At 44.4% G+C, this 25755-nt stretch carries 23 protein-coding genes; 4 read left to right on the plus strand and 19 right to left on the minus strand.

What is annotated here, in order from left to right:
* The 17 genes from HMPREF9444_RS06665 to pheS all read right to left on the minus strand — a co-directional run.
* A partial coding sequence (locus tag HMPREF9444_RS06665) for a hypothetical protein (protein ID WP_009143641.1) occupies window positions 1–973 on the minus strand: 973 nt, incomplete at its 3' end.
* Between the two features lie 245 nt (window positions 974–1218).
* Complete coding sequence (locus HMPREF9444_RS06670; RefSeq protein WP_198002766.1) at window positions 1219–2304, minus strand: AAA family ATPase; 1086 nt, start codon at window positions 2302–2304, stop codon at window positions 1219–1221.
* A gap of 378 nt (window positions 2305–2682) precedes the next feature.
* Window positions 2683–2892 carry a hypothetical protein gene (locus tag HMPREF9444_RS06675; RefSeq protein WP_009143643.1) on the minus strand — a complete coding sequence of 70 codons (210 nt, stop codon included), beginning with the start codon at window positions 2890–2892 and terminating at the stop codon, window positions 2683–2685.
* Window positions 2893–3002: 110 nt separating this feature from the next.
* The gene (locus HMPREF9444_RS06680) at window positions 3003–4868 is read right to left on the minus strand and encodes a hypothetical protein (protein ID WP_009143644.1); all 1866 of its coding nucleotides are present in this window, start codon (window positions 4866–4868) and stop codon (window positions 3003–3005) included.
* Window positions 4869–5008: 140 nt separating this feature from the next.
* The gene (gene nqrF, locus HMPREF9444_RS06685) at window positions 5009–6238 is read right to left on the minus strand and encodes an NADH:ubiquinone reductase (Na(+)-transporting) subunit F (RefSeq protein WP_009143645.1); all 1230 of its coding nucleotides are present in this window, start codon (window positions 6236–6238) and stop codon (window positions 5009–5011) included.
* Between the two features lie 9 nt (window positions 6239–6247).
* Window positions 6248–6847 (minus strand): NADH:ubiquinone reductase (Na(+)-transporting) subunit E, encoded by a 600-nt coding sequence (gene nqrE, locus HMPREF9444_RS06690; RefSeq protein ID WP_009143646.1) that lies wholly within the window; start codon window positions 6845–6847, stop codon window positions 6248–6250.
* Window positions 6847–7509 carry an NADH:ubiquinone reductase (Na(+)-transporting) subunit D gene (locus tag HMPREF9444_RS06695; RefSeq protein WP_009143647.1) on the minus strand — a complete coding sequence of 221 codons (663 nt, stop codon included), beginning with the start codon at window positions 7507–7509 and terminating at the stop codon, window positions 6847–6849. The genes nqrE and HMPREF9444_RS06695 overlap by 1 nt, the downstream gene beginning before the upstream one ends.
* Window positions 7506–8294, minus strand: a complete 789-nt coding sequence (locus tag HMPREF9444_RS06700; protein WP_009143648.1) for a Na(+)-translocating NADH-quinone reductase subunit C — start codon at window positions 8292–8294, stop codon at window positions 7506–7508. The genes HMPREF9444_RS06695 and HMPREF9444_RS06700 overlap by 4 nt, the downstream gene beginning before the upstream one ends.
* Window positions 8287–9519 carry an NADH:ubiquinone reductase (Na(+)-transporting) subunit B gene (locus HMPREF9444_RS06705; protein ID WP_009143649.1) on the minus strand — a complete coding sequence of 411 codons (1233 nt, stop codon included), beginning with the start codon at window positions 9517–9519 and terminating at the stop codon, window positions 8287–8289. The genes HMPREF9444_RS06700 and HMPREF9444_RS06705 overlap by 8 nt, the downstream gene beginning before the upstream one ends.
* Window positions 9520–9537: 18 nt before the next feature.
* Window positions 9538–10890 (minus strand): Na(+)-translocating NADH-quinone reductase subunit A, encoded by a 1353-nt coding sequence (locus HMPREF9444_RS06710; protein ID WP_009143651.1) that lies wholly within the window; start codon window positions 10888–10890, stop codon window positions 9538–9540.
* 284 nt (window positions 10891–11174) lie between these two features.
* Entirely contained in the window at window positions 11175–12458 is a 1284-nt protein-coding gene (locus HMPREF9444_RS06715; protein WP_009143652.1) for an AmpG family muropeptide MFS transporter, read from the minus strand.
* A gap of 1 nt (window position 12459) precedes the next feature.
* On the minus strand, window positions 12460–12948 hold the full coding sequence (locus tag HMPREF9444_RS06720) for a YajQ family cyclic di-GMP-binding protein (protein WP_009143653.1): 489 nt from the start codon (window positions 12946–12948) through the stop codon (window positions 12460–12462).
* A gap of 6 nt (window positions 12949–12954) precedes the next feature.
* Window positions 12955–14835: a 1-deoxy-D-xylulose-5-phosphate synthase gene (gene dxs / locus HMPREF9444_RS06725; protein ID WP_009143654.1), complete on the minus strand. Its 1881-nt coding sequence runs from the start codon at window positions 14833–14835 to the stop codon at window positions 12955–12957.
* A 2-nt stretch (window positions 14836–14837) separates the two neighbouring features.
* A complete protein-coding gene (gene ispA / locus HMPREF9444_RS06730) occupies window positions 14838–15722 on the minus strand; it encodes a (2E,6E)-farnesyl diphosphate synthase (protein WP_009143655.1) in 885 nt (294 codons plus the stop codon).
* 8 nt (window positions 15723–15730) lie between these two features.
* On the minus strand, window positions 15731–15994 hold the full coding sequence (gene xseB, locus HMPREF9444_RS06735; RefSeq protein WP_009143656.1) for an exodeoxyribonuclease VII small subunit: 264 nt from the start codon (window positions 15992–15994) through the stop codon (window positions 15731–15733).
* A gap of 13 nt (window positions 15995–16007) precedes the next feature.
* Window positions 16008–18383: a phenylalanine--tRNA ligase subunit beta gene (gene pheT / locus HMPREF9444_RS06740; protein WP_009143657.1), complete on the minus strand. Its 2376-nt coding sequence runs from the start codon at window positions 18381–18383 to the stop codon at window positions 16008–16010.
* 27 nt (window positions 18384–18410) lie between these two features.
* Window positions 18411–19394 carry a phenylalanine--tRNA ligase subunit alpha gene (gene pheS / locus HMPREF9444_RS06745; RefSeq protein ID WP_009143658.1) on the minus strand — a complete coding sequence of 328 codons (984 nt, stop codon included), beginning with the start codon at window positions 19392–19394 and terminating at the stop codon, window positions 18411–18413.
* A 223-nt stretch (window positions 19395–19617) separates the two neighbouring features.
* Here pheS and HMPREF9444_RS06750 point away from each other — a divergent pair, with 223 nt between their 5' ends.
* Genes HMPREF9444_RS06750 through HMPREF9444_RS06765 form a run of 4 tightly spaced genes read left to right on the plus strand, consistent with a single transcriptional unit; the run spans window position 19618 to window position 23302 of the window.
* Window positions 19618–20805, plus strand: a complete 1188-nt coding sequence (locus HMPREF9444_RS06750; protein ID WP_009143659.1) for an FtsX-like permease family protein — start codon at window positions 19618–19620, stop codon at window positions 20803–20805.
* Window positions 20806–20807: 2 nt separating this feature from the next.
* Complete coding sequence (gene lolD, locus HMPREF9444_RS06755) at window positions 20808–21485, plus strand: lipoprotein-releasing ABC transporter ATP-binding protein LolD (RefSeq protein WP_009143660.1); 678 nt, start codon at window positions 20808–20810, stop codon at window positions 21483–21485.
* Entirely contained in the window at window positions 21486–22733 is a 1248-nt protein-coding gene (locus HMPREF9444_RS06760; protein ID WP_009143661.1) for a lipoprotein-releasing ABC transporter permease subunit, read from the plus strand.
* A gap of 11 nt (window positions 22734–22744) precedes the next feature.
* Window positions 22745–23302, plus strand: a complete 558-nt coding sequence (locus HMPREF9444_RS06765; protein ID WP_009143662.1) for a DJ-1 family glyoxalase III — start codon at window positions 22745–22747, stop codon at window positions 23300–23302.
* A 47-nt stretch (window positions 23303–23349) separates the two neighbouring features.
* Here the strand turns inward: HMPREF9444_RS06765 and thiI are convergent, their stop codons facing one another.
* A complete protein-coding gene (thiI, locus tag HMPREF9444_RS06770; protein WP_009143663.1) occupies window positions 23350–24813 on the minus strand; it encodes a tRNA uracil 4-sulfurtransferase ThiI in 1464 nt (487 codons plus the stop codon).
* A gap of 87 nt (window positions 24814–24900) precedes the next feature.
* Complete coding sequence (locus HMPREF9444_RS06775) at window positions 24901–25644, minus strand: FKBP-type peptidyl-prolyl cis-trans isomerase (RefSeq protein WP_009143664.1); 744 nt, start codon at window positions 25642–25644, stop codon at window positions 24901–24903.
* Window positions 25645–25755 lie beyond the last annotated feature (111 nt).

Consider the following 25755-nt stretch of genomic DNA (forward strand, 5'->3'; position numbering starts at 1 on the left):
AAGATACGGTACCTTTGTTGATGCTCCATACCCTTAGTATTCTTACCTGAAGTCCGTTATTTAAAGTTACATCCATATCAAGAATGTCGTGAGGACGATAGGCTCTTGTCAGCGGCTCCTTTAAATCTTTACCGATAAAATCAGTTAAGGTTTTGCCTTTAAGAAAGCAGGAGGTGATTTTCCCCGTCATATTGCATTTGCCGCGCAGCATAAAATAAGAGCCGGCTTTATGCATGAGTTCAAGTAAAGCATAGCTGACATAGCCCGCGTCCATGATTTTAAGTACGGGATGTTTTTTATCTGCCGGAACAAAAGCTCTTTCATCGGCGCTTCCTGCAGTAAAGGTTACGGTTTTAAACATGCCGGAAACTAAAGAAAATACCGTCTGCATACCGATTTGTGCATTCTCGGGGGTTTTTCTTACAAGTTTACCTGTTTCATCATAAGTATCTCTGAGCTCTTCACCCTTAGCGGCAGTACGAGCTCCCGGAAAAATAGCTGCAAGTTTGTTATTTACATGCCAATAAGAGCCGTCAATCGCTTCGATATCATCAACGGCAAGACCGTGCTCTCGCAGGGTATTTAATAATAAGCTTCCCTGTTTGGGTTTTACAAATTTTGCACTGAGTAAATCCGCATAGTGCTTGAGCAGCATACCCGTCAATTCCGTAACCGCCGGCCTTTTGATTTTATTGTGAAACGGTTTTACCTCCATACTCTGCCCTGAAAGGGCGGCATAGCGGGCACAAATTGAAGTTATGGTGAACTTGGCTTGCGAGCCTGCTTGCACAATGATTGCCGTAATAAAACTGACGGGATTGAAACGGCTCTTTCTCTGCTTAAGACCTACTATTTTTGCCCAACGACCGATGAGTGAGGGAGATACGGCAGCAGAAAAATACTTTTTTAAAGAACGTTCATTAATTTGAGCCTTGCAGTTACGGTCTTTTCCGATAGATAATAGACGTGGCATAGGAACCTCTGATTTTTATATTGCTTGATTTAATTTTAGAGATTTCTATGCCTTCTTTTTGATCCTTTCTTAACAAATTTTTATCTTACAAACCAAGAATATATTTGCTTATTTACATAAATTTTAACGATCCTTAAGATCATGGCTATGCATATTTTTTATAAAATGTTAAAAACATCAAAAAATCATTATCAATAATGAGCTTTATTGACTCTTATTTATATCTATAAATTAAAGATTAATGGTTATATGATTTTATCATATAAGTCATTAATGTACGGAATGGCATCAAACTGGCCCTGTAAATAAGCCTTTTCAACATCAAGACCGTCTTTTACATTCTTAAAATCATATAAAGAATATAAATCAGAAGATCCCTTGGCGTCTTTATTTACAAAATACACTTGATCCTTTCTGAACCTCTTAAGCAAATTGGTGTTATACGTCGTAAAAATCAGCTGAGCTGAATCACTGTCATTAAACAAACTTAAAATAAATTCAATTACTTTTGTGTGCAAACACTTGTCCAATCCGTCTATCAACAGCAACTTGCCTTCTTTAACTGCAGTAAAAACTATCGGCAATAGCTTAAACAAATCTTTAGTACCTGTTGTTGCTTCTTCACTGTCAAAATCAAAAGGAATTAACGGATTAGGCTTATGGAATGTAGTAATACATAAATTTTTTGATATCTGAGCATCTTTTTTAATTCTAAAATCGACAATATCACAATCAACGTTCTTTAACAGCCTCAATATATCTTTCTTATTGTCCCTTAAACTTTCCTCGAAAATAATTGGCGAGAAATCGGTATAATCAGGAACTATCTTATTTTTAAAAAATGAAAAAACCTTTTTGGCAATATCGCAATCCATCTGGCTTGCTCTTGAAATAAAGAGCGTTTTACGTGAAGAGCTCTCCGCTACGTCCAAAGGACGTTTAATCATCTTGCCAAATGAGTAAATATCTTTCTTATTTTTGCCCTTTGTTTCATCTCTGGTAAAAACCAAAGCTTTTTTGCCATGAGGATAAAAATACAAAGACTCAGTAAAAATTTCCGTCTTCGTTAACGAAAAAGAGTATTCGTATTCAATACCGTCAATTAAAAAGCGGATATCAAAGCAGCTTAATTTTTCACTATCTGCAAATTTAAACGGCTCAAAATTAAAAACAGTATTTTCATTATGATTATGCGAGTTTAGTATAAGCTTCAAACAGAATCGTATTACTTTTATAATATTGCTCTTACCTGACGCATTAGCTCCGCAAATAACTACAGTTTTAAGTAATTTTTCATCTCCACACTCAAAAACATTATTTTTAAGCGCCAAAGCCTGCTTTCCCCTCAAATTCACAGCTTGCAAAGATAGCGTAATATCATTATCAATTGAGTAAAAATTACTTAAGCGTATATCTATTATCATGAAATTATTTTAATTTTCTAATAGTAATTAGACTTGTATAAATAGAAATTAAAGCGAACTTTATCTAATAAAAGATTTAATACAACCACCTATCTTGATATCACATGTAAATTAAGATTATAGCTACATAACAAAGCTTTATTAAAAATGTAAGTTTATATGCTATTTTTTACCAAGCAAATAAACATAATAAGCCATAAACCCTAAAAACATCCACATCATCAAAATAACAGCCCAAAAAGTAATATTTTCCATTTTAAAGCTCCCCAATACGAATTGTTTTATTTAAAAATGCCTTCCCATCAACATCAAAAGGCATGACAAAACCAAAGCCGCAAAATACACGCCGGCAATAAAATAACCGTATGACATGATTTTTCTACGTTTTACAGGATCTTTTACAATCACATAGCCCCAGAAAGCACACACGCAGATACCGCCCATAGCGATATAAAACAACACATTGGTAACAAAACTAAAAAGAGACTGAGCCATTTACTTTCCCAAGATTTTAATAATTAAATTGTCTTTTTAAATTTTACAATGTACGGTTTTACCTTTCATCAAAACTTTAAATTGATCGCACTCTTAACTAAAAAACTTAACTACTCCTGCACATCGCCGTCAAAACTGTCGAGCGATATGTCAGGAAGCTCTTCTTTATAGTAAGGAGCATTCAATACCGCGTTAGTCTGCATAATGGCGGCAACGCCCTTTACCATATAGGCTCGCCATGCCGGAATTTTATGCACAGCTACAAGTGATTTTAAATATTTATCAAGCTCTTCATAATAAATCTGCCATTTATCATTTAAAGCTTTAAGCGCCAAAGCGTCATCTTTCGATACCGCGTCAATTGCGGCCAAACGATTATTAAGCTCTAACTGATAGGTGTTATAGAGACTGCGCTCTTCAAACGAGCAAATATCCTGATCGCGGCTTGAGATACAGTCGCGAAGCAAAAAGTAATCGCCGAAACCGTAAATTTTATAGGCCGAAAGCATCGGCAAGCTCAAGCCCGTAAGCAGGTGCTCGCCGGCAGCGTCATCTGCACTTTCCGAGTAAAATATGGATTTTTTCCAGTCCTTAGCGTAATCATCCCATTTTTCTCGTAACGAATAATACTCATCATTGATTAAATCGCTTTGCTTTAAAGTTTGCCGTATCGCATCCACACACTCATGCGAAGCATAGAAAAATTCATCACCGCGTACGCCGTCAAAGTACGCACATTTTTTCTCAAGCGCATCATCCGTACTGTACTTATGATCCGTGCCCTGAACAAACATTTGATCTTGCTTTAATTCAATCGGCTGCGGCTTGCCGGCAAGTATCCACAATCTTAACAGCATGCAGCGATATAACAGCGGACGCAGCGCCTGCGCTTCTTTAATTAAAGGTAAAGACATGCTTAAATCGCGATAAAAAATACGCCAGTCGGATATAGCCTTTTCAATAAGCTTATCTGCTTCATCATCGCTGTTGCGCAGTAATACCGACATATATTTAAGGCTCTCAACATCATATCGTGAGTCCGTGTTATACAAAAGCGTTGTCGGATCTTCTTCAAGATCCAAAACCGCAAAGTAGCTTGCAGGGTAATCGGTAAGCTTGCGCGATCCTAATATTGAGTAAAGCGCCAAATACCAATCATAATCATCAACTTCAGAAGCAATCTCAGTCTCTATGTCAGGATGCTGCGGATCCTGTTTTGTTTTTAAAACGCTTAAAGCTTCGTTCCAGGTATTGCGGTATTTAGCGTATGAAGAATCCTTACCGTGAAAGAGCTTGTCTAAAAACGACAACGGCTCAAAACCGATAGCCGCAAAACGTAAATCAAGCGCCTGCTTGCACTTGTCATTTAAATTAAAACTATAGGCTTTATTACTGCCGCGCGTACAAATTTCATCAAGCTCGCTTACCGAATCATCAATAAAACCGCTTCTGGGCCACAAAATTGCGGACACCAGCGGCGACTCGCATTTAAAATCTTCATTGACGCAAAGATATCCGCACTCTGCTGCAATCTGCTTAATCGTGACATCCGCCCCGTATACCGGAATATTTAAAACCTGCGCGATACCTAAAAAGTCGGCATCATCCTTTTCAAACTCAATGGATAAGTCAGGCGCATCCGGCAAATTCACAAACACGGACGGATCGAGCTGAAAATCAAGAGTATTGCCGTTTAACTCGGCATAAGCCTGTGTAGTATCACCTGCTGACGATACTTTTACTTTAAAAAAGGCTGAGTAATCTAAAGATTCGGGGAAAATTAAGGAAAAACGATAGTTTATCGGCTCGTTTCTGGCGCAAAGCACAATCTGCAGCTGAATTTTCTCCGGAGTGTTGACGAAGGCGGCTATTTCCGAAGTGCCGTCATCATAGTCGATTCTGCCCGCTTCCCATGACTCGGCTGACTCCGCTATAGGAGCTATCACCATGAAAAGAAACAGAAAAATTAAGTTCATAAATTAAAAATAATCCAAAATTTTTGTCCCCATATATTAATGCTTTTTTTTACTTTTGCTTAAATAAAATTAAATTTACTCTAAAAAAGATCGCAAAAGCCGGCACTAGGCCGGCTTCTGTCTTAAACCTCAGCTTTTTATTAACCGCCGAAGTTATCAAAGAGGATGTTTTCGTCTTCAACACCCAAAGAGTGGAGCATATCCACAGCAGACTTGGTCATCATCGGAGGACCGCACATGTAGAACTCGCAATCTTCAGGATTCTTATGATTCTTAAGATACTGTTCATACAAGACGTTGGCGATGAAGCCGGTCAAACCGGTCCAATGATCTTCAGGAAGAGGATCTGACAAAGCCAAGTGCCAAGTGAAGTTAGGATGCTCTTTGGCAAGCTGATTGAACTCGTCAACATAGAAAGCTTCTCTTAAGGAACGGGCACCGTACCAGAAAGAGATGCGACGCTTGCTGTTCAAACGCTTCAACTGATCGAAGATGTGTGAACGCATCGGAGCCATACCGGCACCGCCGCCGATGAATACCATTTCATTGTCGGTTTCACGAGCAAAGAACTCGCCGAACGGACCTGAAATAGTAACCTTATCACCAGGCTTCAAGCTCCAAATATAGGAGGACATGATCCCCGGAGGAATTTCCTTAAGCTGGCGAAGCGGAGGAGTTGCGATACGGACGTTGAGCATAATAAGACCTTTCTCACCGGGATAGTTGGCCATAGAGTATGCACGAATAGTCGGCTCGTCAACTTTTGACACCAGATCAAACAGATGGAAATGCTCCCAGTCCTTACGATACTCTGCTGGGATATCAAAATCCTTGTAGTGAACGGTATGGGCAGGGGCTTCAATCTGAATATAGCCGCCGGCACGGAACGGAACTTCTTCGCCTTCAGGGATACGCAGACGCAGCTCTTTAATGAAGGTTGCTACGTTATCATTGGAGATAACGGTGCATTCCCATTTCTTAACGCCGAATACCTCGGCAGGCAACTCGATTTCGCAATCGTTCTTGACGGTTACCTGGCAGGCAAGACGCCAGCCTTCACGGATCTGACGCTTGGTGAAGTGAGAATACTCAATCGGCAGAACGTCACCGCCGCCTTTTACGACTTTTACCTTGCACTGACCGCAAGCACCGCGGCCGCCGCAAGCTGAGGAAACGAACACGCCCTTATCGGACAAATCGTTTAACAGCTTGTTGCCGGCAGGGCAGGTCAAAGCGAGATTAGGATCGCCGTTGACGCCGATGGTTACGTCACCTTCCTGCACCAAAAAGCGCTTGGCAACGAGAATCAAACCAACCAGCACTGCAATGATGACAACGAACATCACAACGCCGGACATAATTGTAAACATGTTTCCTCCTTAGAGCTGAATGCCTGAGAAGGACATGAAGCCTAAGGCCATCAGTCCTGCAGTTATGAAAGTCAGGCCGATGCCGCGCAGACCTGCCGGTGCATCGGAGTACTTTAATTTCTCACGAATAGCGGCAAGCAATACGATGGCTAATGCCCAAGAAAGACCTGAACCTAAACCGTAGACGACGGATTCGGCGAAGGTATACTCACGGAGAACCATGAAGGATACGCCGGCGAAGATAACGCAGTTTACGGTGATAAGCGGCAAGAAAATACCTAAAGCGCTATAGAGGCTCGGTACGAACTTATCAAGGAACATTTCCAGGATTTGTACCAAAGCGGCAATAACGCCGATCCAGGTAATGAAGCTCAGGAACGAGAGGTCAAGTCCCGGGATCAAGGCATCCGGCTTTAAGATGTAGGTATTGATGAGGTTATTTACCGGAACGGCCAGAACCTGCACCATAACTACGGCAAGGCCCAAACCTGCGGAAGTGGTTACTTTCTTTGATACGGCAAGGAAAGTACACATACCGAGGAAGAAGGACAAAGCCATGTTCTCAATGAAGATACTTCTTACAAAGAGGGAAAGATAATGCTCTAACATTAGTAATCCTCCTTATGAGTATCGTATTCAGCCGGCTCGATTAATTCCTTACGATAGCTCTTGACGGCCCAAATCAAAATGCCGACGAAGAAGAATCCGCAAGGAGGCATTACGAGGAGACCGCACGGAACATACCAGCCGCCGTTGTTGACGGTTTCCATGATGGTAAAACCGAACCAGGATCCGGAACCGAAGATTTCACGGAAGGTTGCGATAATGCAGAGCACCACCATGTATCCAAGTCCGTTGCCCAAGCCGTCAAAGAATGACTGGACGGGCGGATATTTCAAAGCAAAGCCTTCGGTACGACCCATAACGATACAGTTAGTGATGATCAAACCGACGTATACGGACAACTGCTTTGACAGATCGTAAGCAAAGGCTTTTAAGATCTGGTCAACCATAATTACCAAGGAAGCGATAATAGTCATCTGAGCGATGATACGCACACTGCTTGGAATGTAATTACGAGTAAGGGATACCGCATAATTTGACAATGCGGTAACCGCCGTTACGGAAATACCCATAACGAACGCTGTTTTCATACTTGAGGTAACAGCAAGAGTGGAGCAGATACCCAGAATCTGAATCATCACCGGGTTATTGGTGATAAGAGGCTCTAGGAAAGCTTCTCTCCAAGTAGGGACCTTTACATCACTCATTTAAGGATCTCCCCCTTGCGAAGGTTGTCAAGAAACGGCTTATAAGCATCGCCGAACCAATAATGAACGGCATTGTTAACGCCATTTGAAGTCAAAGTAGCACCGGACAATGCGTCAACGTCAAAGTCCTTGCGCGGACCTTCACGGTCCGGTACTTTGGTAATGTTCAAAGCGTACTCACCGTCGGCATTTTCAAGCTTTTTGCCCTGCCAAATTGCCTGCCAGCGCGGATTGTCAATTTCACCGCCCAGGCCCGGAGTTTCACCGTGGCTGTAGAAAACTATGCCTTCAACGGTGTTGGCATCAGTGGACAAGGCCAAATAGCCGTATGCGGTACTCCACAATGCCTGACCGTAGAACGGGAGGATGATGCGGGTCGGGGTACCGTTATCGTCTTTTGCGATGTATATAGGCATCAACTTGGAACGTGAACGGATTTTGGCTAAATCTTTATCAGCCGGAATGGCTTCGGAAGCACCTGCCTGTTTTGCGGCAGAAGCAAAATTGTAGCCGTCGGCCTGAGCCTGCATTTCAGGAACGAGATTTCCTGAAGCGACATCAAGCATTCTGGCTTCAATGTGCTTAGCGTAAGTGTCGGCAACGGTGGTTTCCACGTCATAGCCGGAAACTTTCAAAATGTTGACCTGGCGGTCATTGGCAATAGCAGCCTGCTGGAACGGTCCTAAAGCAACTACCGCACTTGATACCAAGACGGAGCAGACCAAGCAGAATGCAATGATGATGACGAAAGTTCCGACAGCAGAATCTTTATTCAGCTTAAGCACGGCTAACTCTCCTCTTCTTAATATTGCGCAAAGTTGCTAAGTAGTCAAACAACGGAGCGCAGCAGTTGGCGAACAAGATGGCAAGCATCATGCCTTCCGGATATGCCGGGTTAACGACACGAATCAAAATTACCATCACGCCGATCAGAATACCGAAAGCCCATTTACCGCTGTTGGTAAAGGAGCTGGATACCGGATCGGTAGCCATGAAGACCAAGCCGAAGGCGAAACCGCCCAAAACGAGGTGCCACATGAAGTTCATGGAGAACATCGGGTTGGTGTCGGAGCCGATGGCGTTAAATAAAGTGGAGCACAGGAAAGCACCGATAAGGACGCCGAGCATAATGCGGGCTGAAGCAATACCGGTAACCAAAATGATTACAGCACCGACCAAAATCATTAAGGTTGAACCTTCACCGATACAGCCGGGGATGTTGCCCAGGAAAGCATCAAACCAGGTGATCTGCTCACCGGCAAAGTTGACCAAAGCGTCAACGCCGCCTGCCTGCCACTGTGCAAGAGGGGTAGCACCTGAGAAGCCGTCAACCGGAACCCAGCAGTTGGTACCTGAAATGCTTGCAGGATATGCAAAGAACAAAAAGGCACGGCCTGCCAAAGCAGGGTTCATGAAGTTGCGTCCGGTACCGCCGAAGAGTTCCTTGGCAATGACAACACCGAAGGAAATACCTAAAGCGGCCTGCCACAAAGGAAGTGACGGAGGAACGATGAGGGCGAACAAGATGGAGGTTACGAAGAAGCCTTCGTTAACTTCGTGCTTGCGGACGATGCAGAACAAAACTTCCCAGAAACCGCCGACGGCGAAGACGACGATATAAATCGGGAGGAAGTGAACTGCGCCGATAAGCATCTTGCTGTAGAATCCGGCATCAGCTCCGAGCGTACCGCCTAACATCTGCACTAAAGCATAATGATAGTCGTTGCTGAAGAGTCTGTATGATGCGGAAACGATATCTTCGGCATTAGGCAATGATGCAATGGCACCTACAGTCTGATTGCCGACGTTATACCAGCCCCATAACATGGCCGGGAGAACGGCAAACCATACGATGATCATGATGCGCTTCAAATCAACGAAGTCGCGAACATGAGTTGATCCGGTGGTTACCTTACCCGGAGTAAATAAGAATGTGAAAGTGCCTTCGTAGAGAGGATACAGCTTCTCAAGGACGCCACCCTTCTCAAACATAAGCGCAAATTTTTTCATTATCTCTAACAACACGGCTTAACCCTCCAGCTCGATCTTAGTCAAGCTTCTGCGGAGCAAAGGACCGTAATCGGTCTTGCCAGGACATGCATAAGTGCACAAAGCCACGTCTTCTTCAGCAAGCTCCAATAAGCCGAGAAGCTTTGCCTGATCAACGTCGTTGATCTCAATGGCGCGCAGCAGCATGGTAGGTTCCATATCAAACGGGAATACCTTCTCGTACTGTCCGATAGGAACCATCGGGCGCGGACCGCCGTTTAAAGCGGTGTTGAAGGTGTAAGATGCCGGTTTGAAGAAAGCAGAAGCGAATGCACGGGATACTGAATGGCGGTTAAAGCCGGGGCCCATCCAACCCAAGAACTCATTCATGGTACCCTCTTCGATAAGGGAAACCTGAAGGTGATAACGGCCGAGGTATGCAAACGGACCTACTGCCTTATTGCCCCAAAGCACGCTGCCTGCGATAACGCGGACGCCGTGCGGAGCGTCGGCTACTTCGTCTGCGGTCAGCTCGCTTACTGAAGCCCCCTGATAGGTAGATACCAAACGCGGGTTCTTAGCGCAAGGGCCGGCAACGGAAATAACGCGCTTACCGTAGTACTGACCTTCGGTAAACAAATGACCGATTGCGATTACATCCTGATAGCCGATGTGCCAAACGGTCTTGGTCTCGGAAACAGGATCAAGGAAATGAATATGAGTTCCCGGCAATCCTGCAGGATGCGGACCGGTGAAAACTTCTTCAGTTACATTATTTGCGGTGCAGGAAGGTAAAGATCCTTCAGCTTTGCAGACGTATACCTTGAAATCGCCTAAACGGCTTAACACCTTAAGGCCATTGAGGAAAGCTTCGGGATCGGCGCTAATTACCACTTTCGGATCTGCGGCAAGGGGATTAGTGTCCATTGCCGTGACGAATAAAGAGTGCGGTAAAGTATTAACGGCAGGGATCTTGTCAAACGGGCGGGCACGGAAAGCTGTCCACATGCCGGATTCGACGAGCTCATCAATAACTTCTTTTGAAGTCAGATCCATTAATTTATCGGCCGGGGTCTTTTTAAACTCAACACTCTTGCCATTCGGATCAATTTCAATTACTACTGACTGCAGGACACGTCTTTCACCGCGATTTACGGCTACAACCTTTCCCGCAACCGGAGCGGTAAAACGTACTCCGGGATTTTTCTTATCCTCGAAAAGAACCTGGCCTTTTTTGACGACGTCGCCTGTTTCAATCGCCATGGAAGGTCTCAAGCCGGGATGATCACACACGCCTAAAATACCGACGTGAGCTACCGCTGGAGACTCTCCTATAGATTGCAGAGGCTGGCCGCCGATCGGCAGGTCCAATCCTTTTTTGATGTTAATCATAGGCGGTTCCAATCCTAAACTTCTGGGAGAAAACAACTACTCCACTGCAAATCCTCTTAAATTGAGCGGTATTTTTATTGGTAATAAAAGCCAAACTCAAATAAGCAGACTTAATCAGATAAATTTTATCATAAATATTAAAAAGTAATTTACGAAAATTACGCGCTTTTGTACTGCGTCAACATTTTGCAAAAAATATGCACCAACGCTCAAAAAATTAAAAAAGCATCTTGACTGATACAAATTTATCAATTTTGTAAGTTGAAAGATTGATAAATTATGCCCTACTCAAAAACCGATCCGTTTCCGTTCCACGGAGCGACTTTAAATAAAAGCAGCATTCCGGGAACGGCCAAAAGCGTACATAAAATAAAGAAACTCTCCCAACCGAGACTCTCTACCAAAAATCCGGTCGCGGCATTGCAGAAAGTACGGGGTACGGCAGAGAAAGAGGTTAAAAGCGCAAATTGCGTAGCGGTATAGGAAGGATTGGTTTCGCGCGCGATAAAAGAAACGAAAGCGGCAGTTCCAAGCCCCGTACCTAAAGCCTCGGCACCGATAACCAGTGCAAGCAGCCACACACCGGCTCTTCCCTCACTCCCGGCATGGGCAAGCCACACAAAGCCTAAAATCGTTACCATCTGCGCTATACCGAAAAGCCACAGCGCTTTATTAATACCGATTTTAAGCATGATAACCCCGCCTAACAGGCCGCCTGCCACCATTGACCATAATCCGGCATTCTTGGCTACGATGCCTATTGTCGTAAGATTAAATCCCATGTCCATATAAAACGGCGTGGCAAGCGCCGTTGCCATCGAGTCGCCGATTTTATATAAAAAAACGAAAGCTACGGTCAACAATGCCGCCGCAATGCCGCGTCTTTTTATGAATTCAGAAAAAGGCTCCACTACGGCCTGCTTTAAAGTGCGCGGTTTATGCGCAACCTTGGGCTCTTTTAAAAATATGCTGAGAATAAATCCCGGCACCAAGGCACAGCCTGTTATGGTAAAAACCGCATGCCAAGGCATAATATCGGCCAATATAAGCGATAAACCGCCCGGGACCAAACTTGAAATACGGTATGCGTTAACAAAAAGCGAGTTGCCAAGTCCCAGCTCATTGTCAGACAATATTTCACGCCGATAGGCATCAATGACGATATCCTGACTTGCCGAAGCAAAAGCAACTAACAGCGCCCCCAAAGACACCAAGCCCATCGAATACTGCGGTTTTAAAAATCCTAAGGCGCTGATTAAGGCGATAAGGACAAGCTGTGTTGCAAGCATCCAGCCGCGCCTTCTGCCTAAATTAAACAGAGTAAAGCGATCTAAAACTGGTGCCCACAAAAATTTCCAGGTATAAGGGATCATGATAAGCGACATAATCCCGATTATTTTCAGATCAATTCCTTCCTTGCGCAGCCAAGCGGACATCAAATTTAAGAGCACAAAAAGCGGCAAACCGGATGAAAATCCGGTTATAAGACAGATGCCCATATTTTTAGAAAAGATTTGCGCGGCAAGCGTCGGCTTGTTTTCTGTACCTGCCGCTGTTTTTGACTCCATATCAGTCACGGAAATTATTGTACTGCAGCGGCTGCGAAAGCTCAGCGCCGCGCACCAATGCGATAACCGCCTGCAAATCGTCGCGCTTTTTACCGCTTACTCTTACGGTATCGTCATTGATTTTAGCATCAACTTTAATTTTGGAATCTTTGATAAGCTTGATAATCTTTTTGCCCAGATCTTTATCAATACCTTCTTTAAACTTCACAGTCTGAATCGATTTTTTCCCAGAACGGGTAATTTCCCCGAATTCGGCAGCCGTAGCCTCAATATTGCGCTTAACGAGTTTGCCGCGCAGAATATCATCCATCTGCTGCACCTGAAATTCTTCATCAGCCTCGACTTTAACCGTAAGATCCTGCTTATTTAAAGTAAATGCCGCCTCAACGCCGCGAAAATCATAACGGCTTTGCAGTTCGCGATTGGCATTATCCACGGCGTTTTGCAATTCATCTTTTTTAATTTCCGAAACAATGTCAAATGACGGCATATTTACTTACTCCTTAAGAAAAGCTGCCACAGTTTCATCAAGACCAGAAACGTCAAGCCTCAAATCATGAATTATTTCTTTACGGGTTCCTTCCATGATATAGCGATCGGGAAGTCCCAAATTCAAAACCTTAACCTTCCTATCACCTATCTTACGCTGCACGAAGGATGCTATCTCTTCACCGATGCCGCCCTTTACCACTCCGTCCTCGACGGTAATGATGCGATCATGGGTTTTTATCAGATCTTCAACCAAAGCCTCATCCCACGGTTTTATAAAGCGCATATCAACTAAGGTGTAGCCTTGTTCTTTTGCATATTCAAGGTAATCCTGTGAGAAAACGCCAAAGCACAGCACTGCAATTTTCGCTCCCTCACTTAAGACTCTTCCCTTACCTATCTCTACGGTATCATCAAGCGTGATGCCGTCAAGTTCGCCGACCCCTTCCGTCCGCGGATAACGTACCGCACAGGGATGACCTAACTTAAATCCGGTATTTAGCATTTTATAAAGTTCATCACGGGATGACGGCGCCATAATAGTAAGATTGGGAATTGCCTTTAAAGCGGCAATATCAAAAGCACCGTGATGAGTAGGACCGTCTGGGCCTACAACACCGGCTCGGTCGATAGCCAGCATAATCGGCAGATCCTGCAATGCCAAATCATGAAACACGCTGTCATAAGCGCGCTGCAGGAAAGTTGAGTAAATCGCAACCACTGGGCGCATACCGCCTGCGGCAAGACCAGAGGCAAACACCAAAGAATGCTCTTCGGCAATAGCGACATCAAAAAAGCGATCGGGATATCTTTTGGCAAATTCATCAAGTGCCGATCCGATACGCATGGCAGGAGTAATTCCGACTAACTTATCGTTCTGCGCTGCCTTATCACACATCCAGCGGCCGAATACCGCAGAAAAAGAGCGATCCGACGGAAAAGGCGTAGGATGAACGCCCTCTGCAGGATCAAAACGCGGCACGCCGTGATAGCAAATCGGATCTTTTTCTGCAGGAGGATAACCCTTGCCTTTGCAAGTAACGACATGCAGAAACTGCAAACCGCCGATTTCTTTTACGTTCTGTAAAATCTGCACCAATCCTTTAACGTCATGCCCGTCCACCGGTCCTATATAATTAAAGCCGAACTCCTCAAACAAAGTTCCGGGCATGATCATGCCCTTGACATGCTCTTGCGCCCTCAAGGCAAAACGTCTTACCGCCGGCAGCTTTTCCAAAACTTTTTTGCCGCCTTCGACAAGCTTGGCGTAGTGAGGGTTTGACAGCACTCGCGACAAACCTTTGGCAAGACCGCCGACATTTTCTGAAATACTCATCTCGTTATCATTTAAGATCACAAGAAGATTGACGCCCTTGTCCATAAAGGCTCCGGCATGGTTTAAAGCTTCAAAAGCCATGCCGCCCGACAAAGCGCCGTCACCGATAACCGCAACCACCTGGCGCTTGGTGCCAAGCTGATGCTGCGCTACGGCAATGCCTAAAGCGGATCCGATGGATGTAGACGCATGCCCCGTAGATAAAACATCATAAGGAGTCTCTCCACGCCAGATAAACGCATGCAGACCGCCTTTTTGTCTGATAGTGGCAAGCTCTTTACGGTGTCCCGTTAAAATTTTATGCGGATAGGCCTGATGACCGACATCCCAAATTAAAAAATCATCAGGGGTATCAAAAACGTAGTGAAGCGCCACGGTAAGCTCGACAACGCCAAGCCCCGACGCTAAATGACCTGCGGTTTTACTTACGGTATCAATTAAGGTTTGTCTTACCTCCCGACAAAGTTCGGGAAGCTGGGAACGGCTTAATTTTCTGACATCGGCCGCATTGTGAATTTTATCCAGCAGCGGCATTAAATCCTTTTCTTCCATTATCAGTGATCGCGACTTACGGTAAATTCTGCAAAAGCTTTTAAAATTGAGGTATCAAGGCTCAATAAACTTAATTTGTCCTGAGCCTTCTGTGCAGTCTGCCTGGCATAAAGCTTTGCCTCTTCAAGTCCCATGAGCGCAGGATAAGTACTTTTATCAAGACCTTCATCGCTGCCTGCGGGCTTACCGATAACCGCAGTATCACCGATAACGTCAAGAACGTCGTCCCAAACCTGAAAGGCAAGTCCCGTCAAAGCAGCATATTCATCCAAAACAGCTTTAGTTTTCTCATCAGCGTCGGCACATACGGCCCCCATTGCGACCGCAACACGAATAAGAGCCCCGGTTTTTTTAGAGTGGAGCACTCTTAACCTCTCAAGCGGAATATGCTTGCCCTCGGCATCAAGATCCATAGCCTGTCCGCCGCACATGCCGGAAAAGCCCGCCCCTTTGGCAAGAACTGCACACAACTCTCCCCTAAGCTCTCCGCTTAAGCCTGAATTTTTATCACTGGCAAATTCAAAGCCTAAAGTTTGCAAAGCGTCGCCTGCAAGCAAAGCGGTAGCCTGCCCGAATTTTTTATGCACCGTAGGATGACCGCGGCGCAGCTCATCATTGTCCATTTCAGGCATATCGTCATGGATCAGGGAATAAGCGTGAATGCATTCGACTGCGGCAGCAGCATAATCAAGCGATGCATCACTTGCACCTAACGCTTTTCCGGTTGCGTAAACCAAAAGCGGGCGCGATCTCTTTCCGCCTAATATAAGCCCGTAGCTCATCGCTTCCTTCAATGCCGGAGCATCAGCGTCAAAAGCATCAAGACGCGCCTGCATAAAAGAGTTAACCCTATTTTTAACCCATAGGGCAAATTCATTTAACTCCACGCTTCCTCCTAAAAAGGGACGTCATCGGGCAAAGATGCGTCCGCTTTGCTTTGATCCGCTTCTTCAAGCTGCTTTTGTACTTTCTGCCTTGCAAAAGTGACTTTCTGCGTCATTTCATCAAGGCTTTTACGGCAGGAAAGCACGAGCTCCATGCCTTTGCCGTAAGCGGCAATGGCCTCGTCAATTGACATCTGACCGTTTTCAAGCTCCGCCACAAGCCGTTCAAGCTCACCAAGGCGCTCTTCCAAACTAGGCTCTTTTTTACCTGCCATATTTGCTCCGATTTTAAGCGCGCAAATCGCCGTCAAAGTTCTGTTTGACGCCTGACACAATCTTATTTGCCAAATCTTCAACCGCACTGTCCTCAAGAGTACGGTCAGGATCTTGGAAAATAACACCTAAAGCAAGACTGCGCTTATCGCCTAATGATGCGTCCTCAAAGACGTCAAAGACGCGGACTTCTTTAATGATCGGGCTTAATCCCTTAATCATATCAACGACGGATCCTGCCTCAACACCCTTATTTAAAACGAAGGCAAAGTCACGACGTACCGACGGGAACTTGGAAACAGGTGCATAAAGCGGGATCTTTCGCGTAATAATCGCAGATTTTTCAATTTCAAAGACGCCCACGCTCTGCTTAAAGCCTAAAGCTTTTTGCGCAAGCGGATGCAGCATGCCGACTACGCCTACTTTACGGCCGTTTAAATAAAGATCAGCCCCCTGTCCAGGATGCAGGAACTTACTTTGAGTACGAACCCACTTGAAAGCTTTAGGATCGGCAGTTAATGACAAAACAGCCTCGACAGTGCCTTTAATGTCGAAGAAATCGACCTGGCGGCTCTTTATATTCCACAGCTCATCATCATTATCACCCACGCAGATGCCGGCAAGCATAGCTTCCTGACGAACTCCGTTTTCCGCATCCTTGTCAATAATGTAACGCAAGCCGTTTTCAAACAAACGCACACGTTTTTGCTGACGGTTAACGTTATATTTTGCTACCACGGCAAGGCTTGCAAGCAATGTGGTACGCATCGCTGACATTTCAGATGAAATCGGAGAGGTCAGCATTAAAGGATGAGCATCATCAAAGACACTTAATACTTTAGGATCGGTAAACGAATAAGTAATGGCTTCAAGATAACCGTTATCAGTCATTACGTCTCTTATTCTTCTATCCTTGACTACATGCTCGGCCTCATGGGTCATATACAAGTCGGAAACCGGCAAACGGTTTTCAATATTGTTGTAACCGTGAATTCTCGCTACTTCCTCGATTAAATCCTCTTCAATGGCGATGTCAAAACGGAAGCTCGGAGAGGTGGCGGTAAAGCCGTCTGCGGTTTTAGTCGGATTTAAATCAAGGCGTGACAGAATATTGAATACTTCATCATCGTCAATGCGCTTGCCTAAAACTTTAGCAAGGCGATCGCGGCGCAAAGGAATGGGAGCGTATTCAGGCAGTAAATTTTCATGCTCAACACCGTTTATCGGACCAGCCACGCCGCCTGCAATTTGTAAGAGCAAATCGGTAGCACGTTCCATAGCAAGGCGCTGGACAAAAGGATCAACACCGCGTTCATAGCGATGCGAAGCGTCGGTATTAAGTCCGTATTCGCGGGCGCGTCCCTTGATGGCAACGGGTGAGAAGAAAGCAGCTTCAAGTAAAACATCGGTGGTAGCGTCATTGATGCCCGAATTCAAGCCGCCGAAAATACCGGCAAGAGCAACCGGACCTTTAGCATCGGCAATTACCAAAGTATCGGGCTTTAATGCAACTTCATCGCCTGAAAGCAATGTAAGCTTCTCGCCCTCTTGCGCCATTCTGACGATAATTTTTTCATTTAAATTATTTAAATCAAATGAATGCAGCGGCTGACACAGCTCCAGCATTACGTAATTGGTGACGTCAACGATGGGAGATACGGAGCGGATACCGCAGCGGCGCAGTCTTTCGGTCATCCACAATGGGCTTTTTGCCTTTTGATTGACACCGTGAATAATTCTGCATAAATAACGCGGGCAGGCTTCAGGTGCCTTAACCTCAACCGGGAAAATATCCTCACAGGAAGGAGGAACAGTCTTAAACTCAGGCTCATTAACATCAGTATTAAGCAGAACACCTACTTCACGGGCAAGTCCGCGAATTCCGAGACAGTCGGGACGGTTGGTGGTCAGATCTACTTCAATAGCGCTGTCATCAAGCTGCATGTATTCGTGTACATCCATGCCGATAGGAGCATCATCGGGAAGCTCGATAATTCCGTCCGACTCTTCTGCCATACCAAGCTCCGCATAGGAACAAAGCATGCCGCAGGAATCTACACCGCGCAGCTTGGCCGCTTTAATAGTAATACCGGGCAGCTTGGCTCCGACCAGGGAAACGGCTACTTTAAGCCCTTCCCTGCAGTTGGGTGCACCACAAACAATCTGCAGCAGTTCTCCTGTTCCGACATCGACTTTAGTTACGTGCAGATGATCGGAATCAGGATGGTTAAAACACTCAACGACTTTACCGACGACAACTTTGTCAAACTCTCCGCAGACAGGAAAAACGGTATCAACCTCAAGACCTGCCATGGTGATCATGTCGGAAAGTTCGTCTGCACTTAAGGTATTGGGAACCCAAGTATCAATCCACTTTTTATTAAATCTCATTTTCTTTAATTCCGTCTTAAATTCCGATTAGGCAAACTGCTTTAAGAAACGCATGTCGTTTTCAAAGAAAGCGCGTAAATCATTTACTCCGTAACGCAGCATGGTAAGGCGCTCAACGCCCATACCGAAGGCAAAGCCTACATATTTTTCAGGATCAACGCCGACATTCTTCAACACATTGGGATGAACCATGCCGCAGCCTAAAACTTCAAGCCATTTGCCGCCCTTGCGTTTAACGTCAACCTCTGCCGACGGTTCGGTAAACGGGAAGTAGGACGGACGGAAACGCACTTCAAGCTCCTCTTCAAAGAAGTTGCGTAAAAATTCGTATAAAACGCCCTTTAATTCGGCAAAAGAAGAATGCTCCTCAACTAAAAGGCCTTCCACCTGATGGAACATCGGAGTATGGGTCATATCGTAGTCATTGCGATAAACTCGGCCCGGGGCGATGATGCGGATAGGCGGCTTTTTATTTTCCATTGTGCGGATCTGTACGGAAGAAGTCTGGGAACGCAGCAAAAGTCCGTTCTCCAGCATAAAAGTATCGTGAGAAGCACGGGCCGGATGATGCGGAGGCAGATTCAAAGCGTCAAAATTATGATAATCATCTTCAATCTCAGGACCGCCTACGGTAGTAAATCCCATGGATCCGAATAATTCTTCAATACGCTCGATAGTACGGGTCACCGGATGAATATTGCCGCGCTCACTGTGACGTCCAGGTAATGAGATATCGACTCTTTCTTTGGCAAGCTTTTCATCCATCACGGCTTTTTCAATAGCAATGCGACGTTCTTCAATTGCGGCAATGACGGCCTGCTTGTTTTCATTAACCAAAGCGCCGCGCTGCGGACGCTCTTCTGCTGACAAAGCGGCCAGCTCTTTCATAAATTGAGCAAAAATACCTTTTTTGCCTAAATAATTAACGCGGACCGTATCTAATTCTTGGAGAGTTTTAGCGCCTTTGGCGGCATTTACGCCATTTTCTTTGGCTTCGACTAATTTGTCCATCGGTTTAATCCATACACAGTAACGGGAATTTTTCCCAAAAATAAACTGAAACGATCATATAATTATCGCACGTAACGGCAAGATCGTCATCTGTTTTTAAAACTGGGTGCCGTTTTACGCTTCTGATATTTTAAAAACAACGCTAAAGCTTAAAAAAGGATAAAAATTAAAGTATTTTTTATTTAAAAATTTATAAAAAAATAAATATTAAGGTATAAAACCGATGTTTAAACCGCTTACTTTATCCATAGCCGTACGTTACCTGCTTGCCAGAAAAACCCATAAATTTGCAAGCTTCGTCGCACTTATTTCCACTATCGGCATCGCTTTGGGCGTAAGCGCTTTAATTGTTGTCACTTCGGTAATGCAGGGACTTCAAGACAGATTAAAAGATAATCTTTTGGGTTCTACGCCGCATCTTATCGTTTCCTCAGATGCCGCTCTTGATGCTGCTGCTCTTAAAGCCCTTCCTCATGTTATTGCGATAGCTCCTTTCGTATCAGGGCAGGCCTTACTGCAAAGTGATAACGGTATTGTTCTTGTAAACGTTGAAGGCGAAGATACTTTAGATCTTGACTCTGATATAAAAAAAGCTGACGTGCCGCACGACAAACTTACGGAAGGCTCTTTTGAACTATATGCCGATATGGGGCTTTTAATAAAACTTAATCTTAACCTTCATGACAAAGTAAGATTAATCAGTACGCAAAATGCCCGCTATACTCCCTTAGGTCTCACCCCATCCCAGCGCATCTTTTATATAAAAGGCGCAACTCCGTCGCTTACCGGAGATAATTCGATTCCTACGGTTAAAGGTAATTATTCTGATATCAAAAAGCTTTTAAGAATAAATAATAAAAGTTCTTCCTACCGTTTATATTTAAGCGATCCGTTTTTAATAAACGAAACCGTAGAAAAGCTGCCGCAAAATTTAAAATACACTACATGGCAGGACAGCAAAGGTGATTTCTTTAAAGCCGTAGCCATGGAAAAACTTACCATGTCGCTCATGCTCTTTCTGGTTATCATCGTCGCAGCGTTTAATATCTTATCCGCTCTTGCAATGATGGTAAGCTCGCGCCTTAGCGAAATTGCCGTACTCAAAACTTTAGGCATGAAAGAAAAAACTATTTTGCTTATTTTTATAATGACCGGCTCAGGCTGCGGTATTGCCGGCACTTTAATCGGTCTTCTTTTAGGTATCCCGCTTACGCAAAACATCACCAAAATAACTGAACTTTTAAAGATTTCCGTTACCACGCAAGCAACTGAACTGCCTACGGTAATATCTCCGTTAAACATCTCATTAATTATTGCAGGAGCTCTCTTTTTATCGCTTCTGTGTACCATTTACCCTGCCTATAAAGCAGCAAAAACCGATCCGGTACTACATTTACAGCAAGGATACTGAATATGAGCGATATTATCCTTAAAGTTAAAAATTTAACCCGTACTTATATTGAAGACAAAGTATCCACTGCGGTTTTAAAAGGCATCAATCTTGAAATAGAAGAAGGCAAAATTACCGCAATTACCGGTAAATCAGGATCGGGCAAAAGTACGCTTTTGCATATTTTAGGGACTCTTGATAAACCGACTTCAGGAGAAATTATCTTTAAAGGCAAAGATCTTACAAATCTCACAAATGACGCTAAAGCTGCTTTTCGTAATAAAAATTTAGGTTTTATTTATCAGTTTCATTATCTTTTAGGTGACTTTACCGCCCTTGAAAACGTAATGCTGCCAAGCCTTATCGGCGGATGCCCGGAAAAAGAAGCACGAAAAAAAGCTCTTAACATCTTAGAGAAAGTTGGTCTTAAAGACAGAGTTGATTTTCACCCCGGAGAACTTTCAGGCGGACAAAGACAACGCGTCGCTATCGCAAGAGCTCTGTGCCATAATCCTGATTTAGTCCTTGCCGACGAGCCGACTGGGAACTTGGATGCATCCAATGCCGCTTCTGTTTTTGAACTCTTTTCATCTTTGGTTAAAGAGAAAAAAACTACCGTCATCATGGTTACGCACGATGAATCTTTAGCTAAGCTTTGCGATAGAAAAGTGGTTATTAAAGACGGAGTTATTGAAGATTAAATGCTAGCTTTTACTCTAGGACTGCGTTTTTATCGTTCAAAGCGCTACGGCGCTTTGGCCCGTTTCATGTCTTTTGCCTCCATCACCGGCATTGCCGTAGGCGTCTTTGCTTTAATCGTCGGACTTTCCGCCATGAACGGTTTTGAGTACGAACTGAAAAACCGCGTTCTCTCAGTTATTCCCGCAGCCGAAATAACTTCAAACAGTCCCTATTTTGTTAATGAAAAGGAATGCATTGATTCTCTTTTATCCTCTTCCGATATACTTGCCGTCGCTCCCGTTGTCCGCACCGAAGCCGTTTTAAATAACGGCGGCAACTTCGCCCCTATCGCTCTTTTGGGCGTTGACCCGAAAAAAGAAGCGAAAGTTATCGATATTGAACGCTTTTTAAGCGTAAAGCTTGATGCTCTTAACACCGACAGTGAAAATGAATACAGCGTTATCTTGGGAGAAGAATGCGCGCGACGGCTTAACCTCTTAGCAGGCGACAGCGTCAAAGTGATTTTGTCAAATGCCCTTAAAGATAATAACGGCAATCCGTTAAGCCGCCCTGCCGATGCTGTCTTAAAAGTTGTCGGAACTTTAAAAATAGGCGGTGAACTCGATGCCTCTTTTGCCTTAATTTCTATAGACAGTGCCAAAAGCATTCTTGATATAAAAGGCCCCAATTCTTTTCATATCAAAGTCAAAGATATGCTTAACGTTCGCGATGAGGTTCTCAAAGCTGCAGTAAACTTCCCGCAAAGCGCGCAGCTGCAAACCTGGATGACTACCCAGGGAAAACTCTATCACGATATTCAAATGATCAGATCGATAATGAATCTTGTTATGCTGCTTGTCATGGCGGTTGCTTCATTTAATATCGTGTCAAATTTAATCATGGCGGTAAGCGAAAAAAGCCGGGAAATTGCGGTTCTTTTAACTGCAGGGGCTACGCGCGGTCTTATTATCCGCACTTTTACCGTGATGGGCGTTATTTCAGGAGCCTGCGGTACCTTTATCGGCGTTATTGTCGGCTGCATTTTATCTTTAACCCTCACACCGGTTTTAAGTTTTATCGAAAGTATTTTTAATATAAAACTGCTAAATCCGAAGATATATTTTATCGACTTCATTCCTTCACAATTACTTATAAGTGATGTAATAATGGTAGCGTGCTGTGCTTTATGCATGAGCTTTATCGCTTCTTTATATCCGGCGGTAAAAGCCTCGAAAATAAAGCCGGCTCAAGAGCTTTGCGGTAATTAAAAGGAGAAAATATGACTTGCGCACTCATTGTTTATGCCAACGGTTCTGAAGATATGGAAGTCACCGCCATTACCGACATTCTAAACCGCGGAGGAATTAAAGTTACCAAAGCGGCACTAAATGATGACGGCGGATTAAAAGTCACTTTAGCGCACGGAACTACGGTTGTTTGCGATAAAAATTTAAACGATTGCGCAGATGATTATGCCGTTATCGCAATACCCGGCGGACTTGTCGGAGCAGAAAACTGCCGCGACAGCACCACATTAATCGCAAAATTACAAGAACAAAAAGCCAAAGACGGATATATAGCCGCTATCTGTGCAGCCCCCGGCTTCGTGCTTGCCACTCACGGCCTTGTCGGAAACGCCCGAGCAACCGGATACCCCGGATGTGCTGATAATATTGAAAATTATGTGGATAAAGGTGTAGTAGTTGATAAAGAAAACAAACTCATCACCGGACAGGGCCCTGCTTTTTGCATGGAGTTTGCACTTGCAATTCTTGAAGAGCTCAAAGGCAAAGCTGCTGCCGATGAAGTAAGATCCGGAATGCTTTTGACAAAATAGTATTTTTCTCTACATTATTAAGCGGCATCAAAGTGCCGCTTAATTTTCTAGGTCTCAGGTCTCCATACCTTTACGTTATGAAAGCCCATTTCTTTAAGCTGCCTTGCCTGCATCAGGCTCATTACGCCCTGATCGCAGTAAAGAACATAGGTTTTTAATTGATCAAGAGACGAAAAATCTTTTGCCGTTTTATAAAAAGGCATTAACACGATCTCGTTATCCTCAAGCTTTAACGGGCTCTTTGCCGCGTCATCAGGAGATCTGACGTCAAGCACCACTTCACCGCGCTTTAGTTGAGCCTCAATCTCGACATCCGTCTTTAAACGCTTAGTATCTTCAGGGATTTCTTTGATATCGATAAAGCGTGATGCCGCCACCGCTTTTTCCACCAAATCTGCGTCCATTTTAGCTTCTTCTTCCTCAACAAAAGAAAGATTCGGGCACACATTGGGATGATCGGAAATCACGCCGCAGTATTCGGGCATATTCTCGGCAAAACCTGCAGTACCGATTAAAGTTGCTTCATCAATAATATCCTGCTTATCTTCCATGACTAAAGGACGCAGAATCAATGAACTTGCAGCCCTGTCAATATGCGAAAGATTGATTAAGGTCTGGCTTGATACCTGTCCGACGCTCTCTCCGGTTACCAATGCCGCAGCTCCTATTTTCTCTGCTACGGCAGATCCGACACGCATCATCATGCGCTTTAAAATTACACCGCGCACACCGTGATGCGTACGCTCCAAAATCTGCCCCACTATATCCTCAAAAGGAATGGTGATGAACTTGACGCGGTGCGAGGATGCAAAGCGATCCCAAATAAAATAACTTTCCTGCTTAACACCGATTTCATGAGCCGTTCCGCCCATATTGAAGAACAAATAGTTGACGCGGCAGCCGCGGCGAATCGCACGATAAGTTGAGACTCCGCTGTCAAATCCGCCTGAAATCAAGGAAAGGACATCGCCCTGCGATCCGACCGGATATCCGCCGATACCTGCATGCTTTCCGGTAATGACAAAAGCTTTCTCAGAATCGATTTCAATATTAATCGTTATTTCTGGATGAGTTAAATCAACGCCGTTATTAGGAAAGTGCTGTTTGAACATGCCGCCTATAATTCTTTCGGCCTGCTGCGAGGTAAACTCATGATTGCCGCGTCTTTTTACTCTCACGGCGAAAGTTTTGCCTAAAAGCTTTGCACCGTAGATAACTTTGGCGTGCTCAAAAATGTCATCAAAATTTTTAAAATCAAACTCATCGACTTCTAAAAATGAATGAATGCCCGGGATCCTTGACAATTCACGAACCGCGGCCTCTCTCATAGACGTATCTTCTTTTTCCCCGAAGCGCACGATAAGCTTATCCCACTGGGAATAAACATGACATTCCATTGCACGATGCTTAGCGACATTTAAAATATTCTGCGACAAAAGCTTAATAAGGCGATTACGCACGGGGCGGCTTTTAATCGAAATTTCAGGAAAAAGTCTTAAAATAAATTTCATGATTTTTAAGCTAAAAAAGAAGATTAAAAAAGCTTAAAGCCCTGCAGGCAACACCGGCAAGGCTTTATTGTCAATTAGTAAATCCAATTATTGATGCTTGCAGCAGTGATGTTCACCGCCCTCTTCATGATCGTGGTGATGCCCGCAGCAACAATGATGCTCGCCGCCTTCTTCATGATTGTGATGACGTCCGCAGCAGTGATGCTCACCGTCTTCTTCATGATCGTGATGACGTCCGCAACAGTGATGCTCACCGTCTTCTTCATGATCGTGATGACGTCCGCAGCAGTGATGCTCACCGCCTTCTTCATGATCGTGATGATGTCCGCAGCAGCAATGATGCTCTCCTTCTTCTGACGGACAATGACCGTTTACATGAGCATGTCCGTGCTCTTTCTCCTCAGGAGTTGCCTCTCGCACGTCTTCGATAGTAACGAGGAAATTAAGGACTTTACCGGCAAGCGGATGATTGCCGTCAACGACTACGGTCTTATCGTTGATCTTCTTAATAACAACAGCCATAGGTCCGTTTGAAGAATCAGCTTCAAATACAGATCCTTCCTCAATATCGAAATCACCGAACAGCGAACGGTCAATCTCCTGAACCAAACTTTCATCATACTCACCGTATGAATCGGCAGGATGCAAAGTCACGGTAAAAGAATCACCTTTTTCATGTCCGTCAATTGCCTTTTCAAGCCCCTTAATCAAAAAACCGTGACCGATTAAAGCAACGACCGGATTTTTCGGATCGGTTCTGCCTACAACCTGACCTTTTTCATCAGTAACCGTAAATGCAACCGTAGCAACGGTGCCGCGTGAAATTTTCATAAGCAATCTCTTTAATTAAGTGTTATTTTTGGGAATTCTCTTTAGTCGACATCCTCCCCGGCTAAAGTCCGGGCACTCCTACAGCTAAACAACAACTCTGCTGTTGTTATC

The organism is Succinatimonas hippei YIT 12066 (assembly GCF_000188195.1).
GTDB classification, from domain to species: Bacteria; Pseudomonadota; Gammaproteobacteria; order Enterobacterales; family Succinivibrionaceae; genus Succinatimonas; species Succinatimonas hippei.

Bases quoted from the DNA above. Each gene is read 5' to 3' on its own strand.
- HMPREF9444_RS06675 (WP_009143643.1), bottom strand. From the start codon at position 2,892: ATGGCTCAGTCTCTTTTTAGTTTTGTTACCAATGTGTTGTTTTATATC.
- HMPREF9444_RS06680 (WP_009143644.1), bottom strand. From the start codon at position 4,868: ATGAACTTAATTTTTCTGTTTCTTTTCATGGTGATAGCTCCTATAGCG.
- nqrF (WP_009143645.1), bottom strand. From the start codon at position 6,238: ATGTTTACAATTATGTCCGGCGTTGTGATGTTCGTTGTCATCATTGCA.
- nqrE (WP_009143646.1), bottom strand. From the start codon at position 6,847: ATGTTAGAGCATTATCTTTCCCTCTTTGTAAGAAGTATCTTCATTGAG.
- HMPREF9444_RS06695 (WP_009143647.1), bottom strand. From the start codon at position 7,509: ATGAGTGATGTAAAGGTCCCTACTTGGAGAGAAGCTTTCCTAGAGCCT.
- HMPREF9444_RS06705 (WP_009143649.1), bottom strand. From the start codon at position 9,519: ATGAAAAAATTTGCGCTTATGTTTGAGAAGGGTGGCGTCCTTGAGAAG.
- HMPREF9444_RS06710 (WP_009143651.1), bottom strand. From the start codon at position 10,890: ATGATTAACATCAAAAAAGGATTGGACCTGCCGATCGGCGGCCAGCCT.
- HMPREF9444_RS06715 (WP_009143652.1), bottom strand. From the start codon at position 12,458: ATGGAGTCAAAAACAGCGGCAGGTACAGAAAACAAGCCGACGCTTGCC.
- HMPREF9444_RS06720 (WP_009143653.1), bottom strand. From the start codon at position 12,948: ATGCCGTCATTTGACATTGTTTCGGAAATTAAAAAAGATGAATTGCAA.
- dxs (WP_009143654.1), bottom strand. From the start codon at position 14,835: ATGGAAGAAAAGGATTTAATGCCGCTGCTGGATAAAATTCACAATGCG.
- xseB (WP_009143656.1), bottom strand. From the start codon at position 15,994: ATGGCAGGTAAAAAAGAGCCTAGTTTGGAAGAGCGCCTTGGTGAGCTT.
- pheT (WP_009143657.1), bottom strand. From the start codon at position 18,383: ATGAGATTTAATAAAAAGTGGATTGATACTTGGGTTCCCAATACCTTA.
- pheS (WP_009143658.1), bottom strand. From the start codon at position 19,394: ATGGACAAATTAGTCGAAGCCAAAGAAAATGGCGTAAATGCCGCCAAA.
- HMPREF9444_RS06750 (WP_009143659.1), top strand. From the start codon at position 19,618: ATGTTTAAACCGCTTACTTTATCCATAGCCGTACGTTACCTGCTTGCC.
- lolD (WP_009143660.1), top strand. From the start codon at position 20,808: ATGAGCGATATTATCCTTAAAGTTAAAAATTTAACCCGTACTTATATT.
- HMPREF9444_RS06760 (WP_009143661.1), top strand. From the start codon at position 21,486: ATGCTAGCTTTTACTCTAGGACTGCGTTTTTATCGTTCAAAGCGCTAC.
- HMPREF9444_RS06765 (WP_009143662.1), top strand. From the start codon at position 22,745: ATGACTTGCGCACTCATTGTTTATGCCAACGGTTCTGAAGATATGGAA.
- thiI (WP_009143663.1), bottom strand. From the start codon at position 24,813: ATGAAATTTATTTTAAGACTTTTTCCTGAAATTTCGATTAAAAGCCGC.
- HMPREF9444_RS06775 (WP_009143664.1), bottom strand. From the start codon at position 25,644: ATGAAAATTTCACGCGGCACCGTTGCTACGGTTGCATTTACGGTTACT.